This is a genomic window from Stenotrophomonas sp. FW305-3-2-15-E-LB1 (assembly GCF_058787375.1).
This window is the reverse complement of sequence record NZ_JBYSZR010000014.1, coordinates 16104-28175: the sequence shown is the minus strand read 5'-3', so window position 1 is coordinate 28175 and position 12072 is coordinate 16104. Positions and strand designations below refer to the sequence as shown.

Annotated in this window: 16 protein-coding genes; 9 read left to right on the top strand and 7 right to left on the bottom strand. The window is 68.5% G+C overall.

The genetic code is table 11. The features are described from left to right. The first annotated feature begins 74 nt into the window (after nt 1–74). From AC3WL7_RS11900 to AC3WL7_RS11885, 4 genes are all read left to right on the top strand, one after another. On the top strand, nt 75–485 hold the full coding sequence (locus AC3WL7_RS11900; protein WP_079220475.1) for a DoxX family protein: 411 nt from the start codon (nt 75–77) through the stop codon (nt 483–485). A gap of 31 nt (nt 486–516) precedes the next feature. After that, complete coding sequence (locus tag AC3WL7_RS11895; RefSeq protein WP_492750375.1) at nt 517–1323, top strand: dioxygenase family protein; 807 nt, start codon at nt 517–519, stop codon at nt 1321–1323. Continuing rightward, complete coding sequence (locus AC3WL7_RS11890; protein ID WP_313419670.1) at nt 1320–1973, top strand: alpha/beta hydrolase; 654 nt, start codon at nt 1320–1322, stop codon at nt 1971–1973. The genes AC3WL7_RS11895 and AC3WL7_RS11890 overlap by 4 nt, the downstream gene beginning before the upstream one ends. 110 nt (nt 1974–2083) lie before the next feature. After that, the gene (locus tag AC3WL7_RS11885; protein ID WP_079220478.1) at nt 2084–3733 is read left to right on the top strand and encodes a Na+/H+ antiporter; all 1650 of its coding nucleotides are present in this window, start codon (nt 2084–2086) and stop codon (nt 3731–3733) included. An 86-nt stretch (nt 3734–3819) separates the two neighbouring features. On the opposite strand, the gene AC3WL7_RS11880 is transcribed toward AC3WL7_RS11885, so the two are convergent. Further along, on the bottom strand, nt 3820–4068 hold the full coding sequence (locus tag AC3WL7_RS11880) for a DUF3297 family protein (RefSeq protein ID WP_079220479.1): 249 nt from the start codon (nt 4066–4068) through the stop codon (nt 3820–3822). An 89-nt stretch (nt 4069–4157) separates the two neighbouring features. On the opposite strand from AC3WL7_RS11880, the gene AC3WL7_RS11875 reads away from it, so the two are divergent. Next, nucleotides 4158–4700 carry a DUF6630 family protein gene (locus AC3WL7_RS11875; protein WP_492750374.1) on the top strand — a complete coding sequence of 181 codons (543 nt, stop codon included), beginning with the start codon at nt 4158–4160 and terminating at the stop codon, nt 4698–4700. Nucleotides 4701–4838: 138 nt separating this feature from the next. Here the strand turns inward: AC3WL7_RS11875 and AC3WL7_RS11870 are convergent, their stop codons facing one another. The 5 genes from AC3WL7_RS11870 to msrB form a co-directional block, all read right to left on the bottom strand. Further along, nucleotides 4839–5114, bottom strand: coding sequence for a DUF4031 domain-containing protein (locus AC3WL7_RS11870; RefSeq protein WP_108745892.1), 276 nt, complete (start codon nt 5112–5114; stop codon nt 4839–4841). Nucleotides 5115–5127: 13 nt separating this feature from the next. Further along, on the bottom strand, nt 5128–5628 hold the full coding sequence (locus AC3WL7_RS11865) for a hypothetical protein (RefSeq protein WP_079220482.1): 501 nt from the start codon (nt 5626–5628) through the stop codon (nt 5128–5130). 107 nt (nt 5629–5735) lie between these two features. Next, nucleotides 5736–6692, bottom strand: coding sequence for a flagellar motor protein MotB (gene motB / locus AC3WL7_RS11860; RefSeq protein ID WP_283221367.1), 957 nt, complete (start codon nt 6690–6692; stop codon nt 5736–5738). 3 nt (nt 6693–6695) lie between these two features. Beyond that, the gene (motA, locus tag AC3WL7_RS11855) at nt 6696–7550 is read right to left on the bottom strand and encodes a flagellar motor stator protein MotA (RefSeq protein ID WP_312738192.1); all 855 of its coding nucleotides are present in this window, start codon (nt 7548–7550) and stop codon (nt 6696–6698) included. Between the two features lie 91 nt (nt 7551–7641). Next, complete coding sequence (gene msrB, locus AC3WL7_RS11850; protein ID WP_108745894.1) at nt 7642–8109, bottom strand: peptide-methionine (R)-S-oxide reductase MsrB; 468 nt, start codon at nt 8107–8109, stop codon at nt 7642–7644. Nucleotides 8110–8249: 140 nt separating this feature from the next. Between msrB and AC3WL7_RS11845 the strand changes: the two genes are divergently transcribed. Next, nucleotides 8250–8633, top strand: coding sequence for a classical arabinogalactan protein 4 (locus tag AC3WL7_RS11845; protein ID WP_492750373.1), 384 nt, complete (start codon nt 8250–8252; stop codon nt 8631–8633). A 115-nt stretch (nt 8634–8748) separates the two neighbouring features. After that, on the top strand, nt 8749–8937 hold the full coding sequence (locus AC3WL7_RS11840; protein ID WP_079220487.1) for a lana protein: 189 nt from the start codon (nt 8749–8751) through the stop codon (nt 8935–8937). A gap of 99 nt (nt 8938–9036) precedes the next feature. On the opposite strand, the gene AC3WL7_RS11835 is transcribed toward AC3WL7_RS11840, so the two are convergent. Next, complete coding sequence (locus tag AC3WL7_RS11835) at nt 9037–9516, bottom strand: Lrp/AsnC ligand binding domain-containing protein (RefSeq protein WP_200733436.1); 480 nt, start codon at nt 9514–9516, stop codon at nt 9037–9039. A 149-nt stretch (nt 9517–9665) separates the two neighbouring features. Between AC3WL7_RS11835 and AC3WL7_RS11830 the strand changes: the two genes are divergently transcribed. Further along, a complete protein-coding gene (locus tag AC3WL7_RS11830; protein ID WP_079220488.1) occupies nt 9666–10970 on the top strand; it encodes a D-amino acid dehydrogenase in 1305 nt (434 codons plus the stop codon). Next, nucleotides 10949–12019, top strand: coding sequence for an alanine racemase (gene alr / locus AC3WL7_RS11825; protein ID WP_492750372.1), 1071 nt, complete (start codon nt 10949–10951; stop codon nt 12017–12019). The genes AC3WL7_RS11830 and alr overlap by 22 nt, the downstream gene beginning before the upstream one ends. Nucleotides 12020–12072: the final 53 nt, after the last annotated feature.

The following is a 12072-nucleotide window of genomic DNA, read 5'->3' as shown; positions in this document are numbered from 1 at the left end:
TACGGTCGGATCATCGTATTTATCGACGGTGGTGAGCGCAATAAGCTGTGCTCACTCCTTCCGAGGTGCCCGCCATGTCTGCCCCTTCCCGCTCGTTGTCACCGCTCGCTCCCTATGCCGCCACCCTGCTGCGGCTGGCGCTGGGCGGCCTGTTCCTGGCCCACGGCCTGACCAAGCTGCTGGTGTTCACCCCGGCTGGCACGGCGGCCTATTTCCAGTCGCTGGGCCTGCCCGGTGCGCTGGGCTATTTCACGATTGTTGCCGAACTCGGCTTGGCCACTGCCCTGCTGCTGGGCATCTACGCGCGCTGGATCGGCCTGCTGGGCGTGCCGCTGCTGCTGGGCACCATCGCCAGCGTGCACGGCGCCAACGGTTTCAGCTTCGCCAACAGTGGCGGCGGCTGGGAATACCCGGCGTTCTGGGCATTGGCTCTGGTCGTGCTGTTCCTGCTGGGCGATGGCCGCTGGACCCTGCGTTCGCGCTGATCGCCCCCTGAAAGAACTCCTGGAGGTTCCCATGTCCCGCCTGCCTTCGCTGTACATCTCCCATGGTTCGCCGATGACCGCCCTGCATCCGGGCCAGGTCGGCGTGCGCCTGGCCGAGCTGGCCCGCGACCTGCCGACGCCGCGCGCGATCGTCATCGCCTCGGCGCACTGGCTGGCCCGCCAGCCGCTGGTGGGCACGCATCCGCAGCCGCCCACCATCCACGATTTCGGCGGCTTCCCGCGCGAACTGTTCGAGCTGCAGTACCCGGCCCCGGGTGACCCGGCGCTGGCCGAAGAAGTGGCCGGCCGCATCGCCGCCGCTGGCCTGCCGGTGGCCATCGATCCGCAGCGCGGCCTCGACCACGGTGCGTGGGTGCCGTTGCGCCTGCTGCGCCCGCAGGCCGACCTCCCGGTGGTTCCGGTGTCGATCCAGCCAATGCTCGGCCCGCAGCACCAGTACGCGCTGGGCCGCGCGCTGGCGCCGCTGCGCGAGCAGGGCGTGCTGCTGATCGGTTCGGGCAGCATCACCCACAACCTGCATGACTGGCGTGATTACCAGGACGGCAAGGAAGCGCCGTACGTGCGCCCCTTCATCGAATGGGTGGAGCAGCGCCTGGCCGCCGATGACCGCGACGCGCTGTTCGACTACCGCCGCCAGGCGCCGTTTGCCGAGCGCGCGCATCCCACCGATGAACACCTGCTGCCGCTGTACTTCGCGATGGGCGCGGCGGGCGAGGGTGGCTTCGGCGCGCAGCGCATCGATGCCGGCATCGACGCCGGCATGCTGGCGATGGACATCTATCGTTTCGATGGCAGCGCCGCCGCGGTGGCCGCATGAGCGCGGTGCTGCCGATGCTGGAGCGGCCCGCGCAGGGCGCGGCCCAGGGGCTGGTCGTGCTGCTGCATGGCGTGGGCAGCAACGAGCAGTCGCTGGCCGGCCTGGCGCAGGCGCTGGACCCGCGCCTGCACGTGCTGCTGCCGCGCGCGCCGCTGGTGTTCGGGCCGCAGGCGTTCGGCTGGTTCACTGTGCGCTTCGGCGCGCAGGGGCCAGTGATCGACCCGGCCCAGGCCGAGCAGTCGCGCCTGCTGCTGGGCGAGTGGCTGGCGGCGCAGCAGCAGCGGCTGGGTGTCGGCGCGCGGCAGACCGTGCTGGCCGGCTTCAGCCAGGGCGGCATCATGAGTGCCAGCGTCGCCCTGACCCAGCCGCAGCGGGTGAAGTCGTTCGGCGTGCTGTGCGGGCGCATCCTGCCGGAGATCGCGCCGCACGTGCCGGCCGATATCGCCGCTGCCGGGCTGGACGGATTGCTGGTGCACGGCCATGCCGATGACAAGCTGCCGTATGCACTGGCCGAGTCGGCCGCGCAGCGCCTGCAGGCGCTGGGCGTGGCCCACCAGCTGCGTGGCTACCCGGTTGGCCACACGCTGTCGGCGGACATGCAGCGGGACATCAACGGCTGGATCCAGCAGCGTTTGCTGTCGCTGCCCTGACGCGCATTCACACAGCGGGCCGCAGCGACGGCCTGCTGTGTTAACTTTTTTTCCAGTCTCCGGCGCACACCGGTTTTTTCCGGCCCCACGCGCCGCTTCCTGGAAGAAGCATGCACACCATCGAAGTCGTCCTGGCGATGCTGGTAGCCGTTGTCGCCAGCGGTTACCTGGTTCGCGTCCTGCCATTCTCGTTGCCCCTGCCGCTGGTGCAGATCGCGCTTGGCGCGGTTATTGCCGGCGTGTTCAACCGCGGCCACGCACTGGAACCGGAAGTGTTCTTCCTGCTGTTCCTGCCGCCGCTGCTGTTCCTCGATGGCTGGCGCATTCCCAAGCAGGGCCTGTTCCGCGATAAAGGCGCGATCCTCGAGCTGGCCTTCGGCCTGGTGGTGTTCACCGTCATCGGCGCCGGCCTGCTGATCCATTGGATGATTCCGGTGATGCCGCTGGCCGTGTGCTTCGCGCTGGCCGCCATCGTCTCGCCCACCGACCCGGTGGCAGTGGGGGCGATCGCTGCCAAGGCGCCCATTCCCAAGCGCCTGATGCACATCCTGGAAGGCGAATCGCTGCTCAACGATGCGTCCGGCCTGGTCTGCTTCCGCTTCGCCGTGGCCGCGGTGATGACCGGCAGCTTCTCGCTGGCCACCGCCTCGCTCACCTTCCTGTGGGTGGCCGTGGCCGGCCTGGCAGTGGGCGTGGCGGTCACCCTGGGCGTGTCCACGTTCCAGCGCTGGCTGTGGCGCCGCTTCGGCGAAGAGCCCGGCGCGGCGATGCTGGTCAACCTGCTGATCCCGTTCGCGGCCTACCTGCTGGCCGAAGAGATCCATGCCTCGGGCATTCTTGCTGCGGTCGCCGCCGGCATCGCGATGAGCTACGTCGAGCTGACCGGCCGCGTGTCGGGCAGCATGCGCGTGCAGCGCGCCGGGGTCTGGAACATGCTGCAGTTCAGCTTCAACGGCATCATGTTCGTGCTGCTGGGCGAGCAGCTGCCGGGCATCGTCGAGCGCGCCACCACCACCATGAACGAGACCGGCCACCAGAGCGCCTGGTGGCTGCTGGTGTACGTGCTGGTCATCAACGCCACGTTGATCGCGCTGCGCCTGCTGTGGGTGTGGCTGTCGCTGCGCTGGAACCTGCTGCGCGCCCGTCGCCGTGGCCTGGAGCGGGGCGAGGCGCCGAACTGGCGCATCGTGGTGGCGACCTCGGTGGCCGGCGTGCGCGGTGCCATCACCCTGGCCGGCGTGCTGACCCTGCCGCTGTTCCTGCCCGATGGCAGCGCCTTCCCGGCGCGTGACCTGGTCATCTTCCTGGCGGCGGCGGTCATCCTGTTCTCGCTGGTCGGCGCCAGCGTGGCGCTGCCCCAGCTGCTGAAGGGCCTGCAGCTGCCGGCCGATTCGGGCGAACGCAAGGAAGAGGACCTGGCCCGCAAGCTCTCCTCCAAGGCCGCGCTGGCCGGGGTGGAGCGCATGCGCCAGCAGCTGGTGATGAACCAGAACACCGAGAACGTGCAGCTGTACAACGATGCTGCCTCGCGGGTCAGCCTGCTGTACCAGCGCCATCTGGAAAAGGACAGCGATGGCCCCGACGTGGACCCGGAGAAGGTCAACCGGATGGAGCAGGGCTACCGCCAGCTGCGCAGTGCCGGCCTGAACGCCGAGCGCGAGGAGCTGTTCCGCCTGACCCGGCGCGGGGTGATCTCCGATGAGATCTCGCGGCGCCTGATCCGCAACCTGGACCTGCTGGAATCGCGCAAGCGCGATTGACCCTGCCCTGTAGAGCCGAGCCCGTGCTCGGCTGCTCTTTGCGCCAGAAGAGCAGCCGAGCACGGGCTCGGCTCTACAACAGCGGTTTATTCCGGCTTCTGGTCCAGGAAATACGCCTCGACCTTGCCGTTGACCTTCATGGTCATCGGGTTGCCGCGGCGGTCGCGGGCCTTGCCGGCCTGCACGCGGATCCAGCCTTCGCTGATCGAGTATTCCTCGACGTTGTCGCGCTCGATGTCGTTGAAACGCACGCCCACGCCGCGCTCCAGGGCCTGGGCATCATGGAAGGGGCTGGCCGGGTTGATCGCCAGGTGGTCGGGAGGGGTATCGCTCATCGCTTCATTCACAGTGACGGCCAACAAGGCCGGCTTCAGCGGCACAGGATAAACCGTAGAATGCCGGCCTGCCCCAAGGAGTGCCCGCCATGCCTGACAACAGCGATTATTTCGACTTCGAAGAAGACGCCCACGATTTCGACGAAGACGACTTCGAGGCACGGGTCTGGAACCTGCTGGTTCTCATCAACCCGGGCGACGAGGAGCTGGCGCTGCAGCAGTTCAACCGCTGGCGCGAGTACCTGTCCGAGGATGGTCAGCCGCTGGAAGCGGACAGTGACTGGGTGCCGGCGCTGTTCACGGCCATCGCCTGGCAGTCCGGCTTCGAGGTGGAGCGTGACGACCTGGAATCGCTGCAGTCGGCGGTGAACGAGCTGTCGGCGCGCTTCAACCTGCAGCTGGACTGGGGCGGTGACCTGGACGACGAGGATTTCGCTGCCGACCTGGACGGCGTGCAGCTGATGTCCACCGCCTTCGACCGCCTGCGCGAGCACAACTACACGTTGTGGAGCGTGGACGCGGGCAGCGATGGCTTCACCGGCTGGATGGCGTTGACCCGCGACGACGACGCGCTGCTGGCGCTGTGTTCGCTGCTGAACGTGGAAGTGCGGCTGGGCAGCGACCCGTTCTGAGCGGTAGCGCCGGGCCCGAACCCAGTCCACGCATGGCGTGGATCTACTGCATGCACCCGGTAGCGCCGGGCCATGCCCGGCGGCTTCCTCACCGCGCTGCGCGCTCGCCGGGCATGGCCCGGCGCTACCCGTACCGGCCTACGGCCGGTACTGTGCCCGCGCGTTGGCGATCACGGCCTTCACCAGGTCGCGGTCGGTATGCCGGGAAATGGCGCGGGCGCCGAGTGCGATCGCCTGCGCGCGCAGGTCCGCGGTGACATCGTAGTGAGCGCCACTGGCCTTGTTCTGGAAGGCCCGTGGCGGAATGCCGAGCTGCGCCGCCATCGCGTGCAGCTCGGCCAGGGTGTCGGCCATCAGGTGCGCCCAGCGCTGTCCGCGCCAGGGATGCACCGCGTCATCGACGTAGACCGCCACCGTCGCGGCCGGTTCAGGCCTGCGGCTTGCCGTCGGTGTCGGCGGCGTCGGCCGGAGCGGCCTCGGCGTCGGCAGCGGCTTCAACCACGTCGCCTTCAGCGGCTTCAGCGGCTTCTTCGCCTTCCTCGGCCTCCACGGTCTCGAACTCGGACACCAGCTTGTCCAGGTACTCGTCAGCGGTCTGGCCGGCTTCGGCCGCCAGGGTGTCCAGCAGCTTCTGCATCAGCTCGGAATACTCGAGGTTGACCTTGCGGCCTTCCTTTTCCTGCACGTTGGACAGGTGCTTGAGCATGGCCAGCATCGGCACCGGGTTGTCGGCGTTGCCCATGGTCTGGCCGCCGATGGCCAGCAGCCACTCGCGGCCCTGCAGGCCGATGGCGGCCACGGCCTGGCCGTCTTCGTTGGTCAGCACGGCGTGGTTCTGCACCTGCTGCTGGGCATTCAGGCGCAGGAACGGACGCTTGGCCTGCTGCTTCTTGCGCTTGTCGCGCTTGGCCTTGGAGTTCTGGGACATGGGTGGGGTCACCTGGAAAGGGAAAGACCGCCATTGTACTGGGTGCCGCGCTGCGCGCTCGCCGGGCATGGCCCGGCGCTACCGGGGTGCCGCGCCCCGGCGTAGCGTCAGGGCGCCACGGCCGGTGTGGCGGCTTCGCCCTGCGCGGCCTGCACATCGGGGTCGGCCACGGCTGCCGACAGCCCCACCTGCGGGCCGGCACCGGCCAGGGCGGCTTCTTCGGCGGCCTTGGTCATCACCACGATGCTGATGCGGCGGTTGATCGGGTTCTGCGGGTCGGTCTTGTCGAACAGCACCGAGGAGGACAGGCCGACCACACGGGTGATCTTGCTGTCCTCCATGCCGCCGTCCACCAGCGCACGGCGTGCGGCATTGGCGCGATCGGCGCTCAGTTCCCAGTTGCCATAGCCGCGTGCGGCCGAATACGCGGTGATATCGGTATGGCCGGTGAGGCTGATCCGGTTCGGCACGTGGTTCAGGTACTCGGACAGCTCGTGCAGGATCTGCTGGGTATACGGCTTCAGCGTGGCGCTGCCGAGGTCGAACATCGGCCGGTTCTGCTTGTCCACGATCTGGATGCGCAGGCCTTCCGGGGTCAGGTCCAGCAGCAGCTGGTCCTTGAACGGTTCCAGCGCCTGGCTGCGGCTGATCGCTTCCTGCAGTTCCTTCATCAGCGCTTCCAGCTGCTGCTTGTCGCGCTGCTGCTGGTCCACCGGCTGCGGCACGGCTTCCTTCTGGTTCTGGAAGGGGTCGTTGCTGTTGCCGCGGGACACATCGGTGGCGCCGCCCAGCTTGATCATCGAGGTGCTGGCGCCACCGGGCCCGGCCATGCCCGGTGCGGGCGTGGGGCTCTGCCCGGCCAGCGGGCTGGGGTTGCGGAAGTACTCGGAGATCGCCGCGCGCTCAGGCTTGCTGGTGCTGGCCATCAGCCACAGCACCAGGAAGAAGGCCATCATCGCGGTCACGAAGTCGGCGTAGGCCACTTTCCACGAACCGCCATGATGGGCGGCATGGCCGCCCTTCCTGACCCGGCGGACGATGACGGTGGGCTTGTTCTCGGCCATGGCTTACTTGACCGTCTTCAGGTGCTGCTCGAAATCGGAGAACGCCGGGCGCACGTTCGACGGCAGGGTCTTGCGGGCGAATTCCAGCGCGATCTTCGGGTTGTAGCCGCGCAGGCAGGCCAGCAGGGCAGTCTTCACCGATTCGTAGATGCGGCTGTCCTGCTCGGCGCGGGCTTCCATCGCCGAGGCCATCGGGCCGACGAAGCCGTAGCCCAGCAGGATGCCGAGGAAGGTGCCCACCAGCGCGCCGGCCACGTGGCCGCCGACCTCGACGATGTCGCCGCCGATCGAGCCCATGGTGATGACGATGCCCAGCACGGCCGCCACGATGCCGAAACCGGGCAGGCCGTCGGCCACCTTGTTCATCACCTGCGAGGGGGCCATCGCCTCGGCGTGGTGCTTTTCCAGCTCCAGCTCCAGCAGCGGTTCCAGCTCGTGCGGCTCGATGTTGCTGCCGATCATCAGGCGCAGGCAATCGGTGATGAAGTCGATCAGGTGGTGGTCGGCCTGCACCTTGGGGTAGTTGGCGAACAGCGCGCTTTCGGCCGGGCGCTCGACGTGGTCTTCCAGCGCCATGAAGCCTTCGCGGCGGGCCTTGTTGAGCAGTTCGTACAGCAGGCTGAGGACGTCGATGTAGTCCTGCTGCTTGTAGCGCGGGCCCTTGAACACGCCCACCATGGCCTGCAGGGTCTGCTTGACCGTCTTGGCCGGGGTGCCGACCAGGAAGGCGCCGAGTGCGGCGCCGCCGATGATGACCAGTTCGTAAGGCTGCCAGAGGGCACCCAGGCGGCCGTGGGCGCCCAGGTAGCCGCCGAGGACGCTGATGATGACGACCAGGAATCCAACGATGATGAGCATGGCGCGACGCAAGGAGAGGGGATATCTCCTTGTCGGCCTGACACCGGTGTTTCTGAAGAGGGAATTCTGTGAAGTCGGTCAGCGGGGGTGATCAGCCCGCCGTGCCGGCCTCGGCGCCTTCACGCTGCAGGGGATTGGGCCACGGCTCGCCGTTGCCGGCGAAGGAAAGTGAGACGGAGTTCAGGCAGTGGCGCTCGAAGGTGGGCGGCGGGCCGTCCGGGAACACGTGGCCCAGGTGGCTGCCGCAGCGGGCGCAGGTGATCTCGGTGCGGACCATGCCGTGGCTGGTATCGCGGATCTCGGTGACGTGCGCCGGGTCGTAGGGCGCGAAGAAGCTGGGCCAGCCCGTGCCCGAATCGAACTTGGTGCTGGAGCGGAACAACGGCAGCCCGCACATGCGGCAGCAGTAGACGCCCTCGCGCTTGTTGTCCAGGAACACGCCGCAGAACGGGGCTTCGGTACCGTGCTGCAGCAGCACGCGGCGCTCTTCGGTACTCAGGCCGGCCACCAGGGCGTCGGCCTGGGGGGCGGTGGGGGGCGTCAGGTCGAAAGCGCTCATGCCGGCTCTCCGTGGGGTCAGTGGCCTGGGGATGCCGGCAAACGTGGGGGTGCGGGCCCGCCGTTGCAAGTGTGATGGCCATTCATGGCCGGCACACGGCCCCCGGCGCATGGTGGACCTCTCACACGATGGAGCGTGCCATGAAACCGCGTCTCGTCCTTCTGTTGTCCGTCCTGCTGCCCCTGGCCGCGCAGGCGCAGGTGCCGACGTCCTCCAGCCCGACCGCTACGCGCAGCGCGAACAGCGTGAACCCGCCCCCGGTCGCGCCGCAGTCGCCGCCGCCACCGGCCAACCCGGCGCTGCCGGTGCAGGTGCCGCGCCAGCAGGCACAGCCGATCCGTTCAACCGGCCCGGCACAGGTGGCACCGGCACCGGCCACGCGGGCGCCGGACAAGGTGTATGACCGCAACGGCCGCATCGTGCCCGGGGTGAAGCCGGCCGGCCCCAACCGCGTGTTCGATTCGCGCACCGGCCGTTACTACGACAGCGTGCCGGCCGGTGACGGGCAGCAGATCAAACCGTAAGGCGCGCGCGCCCGGGCCTGAACCCACGAAAACGACGCCTTGCCGATCACTGTTTTTTCGCCTGCGATTAACCGCTCCGGGACCACCGTGGCCCTGCACCGGCAACCGCCGTTGCATGTCCTTCGTCCATTGGATCGCGATCATGAAAAACCAGCAGAACCGTCATCCCGGCAAGGAGCAGCAGAGCCAGAGCCGCAGCCCGCAGCAGCAACAGCAGCAGATGGATGCGCAGCAGCCGCAGAAGGGCGGCAAGCAGCAGGAGCAGCGCCAGCAGGGGTCGCAGAAGCACCCGCAGCAGCGTTGACCGACGCGTGGGTCAGAGCCCGCTGCGCGGGATCTGACCCCGACGCCCAAGGGGTCGGATCCCGCGCAGCGGGCTCTGACCCCATCCCGGCGCGGCCGCTCAGTCCGCGATCGGCAGGGCCCAGGTTTCCTTCACTTCTTCCATCACGATGTAGCTCTTCGATTCGCGCACATGCGGCAGGGTCAGCAGGGTGCTGCCCAGCAGCTTGCGGTAGCTGGCCATCTCGCTGATGCGCGCCTTCAGCAGGTAATCGAAATCGCCCGAGACCAGGTGGCACTCCAGCACGTTGGGCAGCTTCAGCGCCGCGCGGCGGAATTCCTCGAAGATGTCGCCGGACTTGTAGGCCAGGCTGATCTCCACGAACACCAGCAGGCTGGCCTTCAGCGCGGCCGGGTCCAGGTGCGCGTGGTAGCCGGTGATGATTCCTTCGCGTTCCAGCCGGCGCACGCGTTCGGTGCAGGGGGTGGTCGACAGGCCGACCCGTTCACCCAGTTCGGTGAAGGAAATGCGGCCCTCGGCCTGCAGGATGCGCAGGATCCTGCGGTCGATCTTGTCCAGCTCGCGGGGGCGTGTGGCCATGGCCGTCAACCTCTGGGGGTGAATCACAGGAAAACATCCTGCCTGTGATCGCTAAATCAGGCAAATCGTCTGGGAACGGGGGAATATACTTCCCCGATTATGCTCCCGGCGTGCTCAAACGCAGGGAATCATCGGGTTGGAGAGTTTCCATGCGAGTCCTCGTTCTCGGCAGCGGCGTGATCGGCACCACCAGTGCCTGGTACCTGCGGCAGGCCGGCTTTGAAGTCACGGTCATCGACCGCCAGCCCGGCCCCGCGCTGGAAACCAGCTTTGCCAATGCCGGGCAGCTGTCGTTCGGCTACACCTCGCCGTGGGCGGCCCCGGGCGTGCCGAAGAAGGCGATCGGCTGGCTGTTCGAGAAGCATGCGCCGCTGGCCATCAAGCCGGGCATGGACCTGGCCCAGTACCGCTGGCTGTGGCAGATGCTGCGCAACTGCACCCACGAGCGCTACGCCATCAACAAGGCGCGCATGGTGCGCATGTCCGAATACAGCCGCGACTGCCTGAACGAGCTGCGCGCGCAGATCGGCATCGAGTTCGAAGGCCGCGACCTGGGCACCACCCAGCTGTTCCGCACCCAGCAGCAGCTGGACGCCTCGGCGCAGGATATCGAGATCCTGGCCCAGTACGGGGTGCCCTACGAAGTGCTGGACCGCGCCGGCATCATCCAGGCCGAACCGGCCCTGGCCCACGTCGATGGCCTGGTGGGTGCGCTGCGCCTGCCGCGTGACCAGACCGGCGATTGCCAGCTGTTCACCCGCCGCCTGGCGCAGATGGCGGCCGACGCAGGCGTTGAATTCCGCTACGACCAGGACATCAGTGGCCTGGAGTTCGATGGCGACCGCATCACCGGCGTGCGCATCGGCGGCCGGCTGGAAACCGCCGACCGCTTCGTCGTCGCGCTGGGCAGCTATTCGCCGCAGATGGTGGCGCCGCTGGGCATGCGCCTGCCGGTGTACCCGCTGAAGGGCTATTCGCTGACCCTGCCGATCACCGACCCGGCGATGGCACCGACCTCGACCATCCTGGACGAAAGCTACAAGGTGGCCGTCACCCGCTTCGACAACCGCATCCGCGTCGGCGGCATGGCCGAAGTGGCCGGTTTCGACCTGTCGCTGTCGCAGCGTCGCCGCGAAACCCTGGAACTGGTGGTGCGCGACTTGTACCCGAAGGGCGGCGACCTGGCCAAGGCCGACTTCTGGACCGGCCTGCGCCCGGCCACCCCGGACGGCACGCCGGTCATCGGCGCCACCCCGTTCCGCAACCTGTACCTCAATACCGGCCACGGCACCCTGGGCTGGACCATGGCCTGCGGCTCGGGCCGCTACCTGGCCGACCTGATGAGCGCGCGCCAGCCGCAGATCAGCACCGAGGGCCTGGATATCTTCCGCTATGGCCAGTACGGCCACGCCCCGCAGCAGGAGAGCCGCGCATGCGTCCTGCCCGCGCGCTGATCGACCTGGGCGCGCTGCGCAGCAACTACCGGCTGGCCCGCGAGCTGGGCGGCGGCAAGGCGCTGGCGGTGGTCAAGGCCGATGCCTACGGCCATGGCGCCGTGCGCTGTGCACAGGCGCTGGAAGGCGAGGCCGATGGCTTTGCCGTGGCCACGATCGAGGAAGCGCTGGAACTGCGCCAGGCCGGCATCCGTGCGCCGATCCTGCTGCTGGAAGGCATCTTCGAGGCCAGCGAACTGCCGCTGGTGGCCGAGCACGACCTGTGGTTCTCGGTGGGCTCGGCGTGGCAGCTGGAGGCGCTGGCCGCCTTCGACAGCCCGCGCCCGCTGACGGTGTGGCTGAAGCTGGACAGCGGCATGCACCGGCTGGGGCTGGACGTGGCCGGCTTCCGCGCCGCGCACGCACGGCTGTCGGCGCTGCCGCAGGTCGAGCGCATCGTGATGATGACCCACCTGGCGCGCGCCGATGAGCTGGACAGCGAGCGCACCCACGAACAGGCCGCGACCTTCAAGGCCGCCGTCGAAGGCCTGCAGGGCGAGACCAGCGTGTGCAACTCGCCGGCGCTGCTGGGCTGGCCGGACGTGCGCAGCGACTGGGTGCGGCCGGGCCTGATGCTGTACGGGGCCAACCCGTTGCCGGACGACACCGCGCTGACCGAGCGCCTGCGCCCGGTGATGACCATGCAGTCGAAAGTGATTGCCGAGCGCTGGATCGACGCCGGCGAACCGGTGGGGTACGGCGCACGCTTCGTGGCCAAGGCGCGTACGCGCGTGGGCGTGGTCGCGCTGGGCTATGCCGACGGCTACCCGCAGTTCGCGCCGAACGGTACCCCGGTGCTGATCGACGGCCAGCCCGGCGGGCTGATCGGCCGCGTCTCGATGGACATGCTGACCGTGGACCTGACCGCCCATGCGCAGGCCGGCATCGGCAGCGTGGTGGAGCTGTGGGGCACGGCGCCGACCCTGGCCGAACTCGCACCGCGCTGCGGCGTCAGCGCTTACCAGCTGCCGTGCGCGGTCAAGCGCGTGGCGCGGGTCTACCAGGGGTGAGGGAATGCCGGCCAGCGGCCGGCACTACCGGAATGCATGCCTGCCGTTCGCCG

Bases quoted from the DNA above. Each gene is read 5' to 3' on its own strand.
- AC3WL7_RS11900 (WP_079220475.1), top strand. From the start codon at position 75: ATGTCTGCCCCTTCCCGCTCGTTGTCACCGCTCGCTCCCTATGCCGCC.
- AC3WL7_RS11895 (WP_492750375.1), top strand. From the start codon at position 517: ATGTCCCGCCTGCCTTCGCTGTACATCTCCCATGGTTCGCCGATGACC.
- AC3WL7_RS11890 (WP_313419670.1), top strand. From the start codon at position 1,320: ATGAGCGCGGTGCTGCCGATGCTGGAGCGGCCCGCGCAGGGCGCGGCC.
- AC3WL7_RS11885 (WP_079220478.1), top strand. From the start codon at position 2,084: ATGCACACCATCGAAGTCGTCCTGGCGATGCTGGTAGCCGTTGTCGCC.
- AC3WL7_RS11880 (WP_079220479.1), bottom strand. From the start codon at position 4,068: ATGAGCGATACCCCTCCCGACCACCTGGCGATCAACCCGGCCAGCCCC.
- AC3WL7_RS11875 (WP_492750374.1), top strand. From the start codon at position 4,158: ATGCCTGACAACAGCGATTATTTCGACTTCGAAGAAGACGCCCACGAT.
- AC3WL7_RS11865 (WP_079220482.1), bottom strand. From the start codon at position 5,628: ATGTCCCAGAACTCCAAGGCCAAGCGCGACAAGCGCAAGAAGCAGCAG.
- motB (WP_283221367.1), bottom strand. From the start codon at position 6,692: ATGGCCGAGAACAAGCCCACCGTCATCGTCCGCCGGGTCAGGAAGGGC.
- motA (WP_312738192.1), bottom strand. From the start codon at position 7,550: ATGCTCATCATCGTTGGATTCCTGGTCGTCATCATCAGCGTCCTCGGC.
- msrB (WP_108745894.1), bottom strand. From the start codon at position 8,109: ATGAGCGCTTTCGACCTGACGCCCCCCACCGCCCCCCAGGCCGACGCC.
- AC3WL7_RS11845 (WP_492750373.1), top strand. From the start codon at position 8,250: ATGAAACCGCGTCTCGTCCTTCTGTTGTCCGTCCTGCTGCCCCTGGCC.
- AC3WL7_RS11840 (WP_079220487.1), top strand. From the start codon at position 8,749: ATGTCCTTCGTCCATTGGATCGCGATCATGAAAAACCAGCAGAACCGT.
- AC3WL7_RS11835 (WP_200733436.1), bottom strand. From the start codon at position 9,516: ATGGCCACACGCCCCCGCGAGCTGGACAAGATCGACCGCAGGATCCTG.
- AC3WL7_RS11830 (WP_079220488.1), top strand. From the start codon at position 9,666: ATGCGAGTCCTCGTTCTCGGCAGCGGCGTGATCGGCACCACCAGTGCC.
- alr (WP_492750372.1), top strand. From the start codon at position 10,949: ATGCGTCCTGCCCGCGCGCTGATCGACCTGGGCGCGCTGCGCAGCAAC.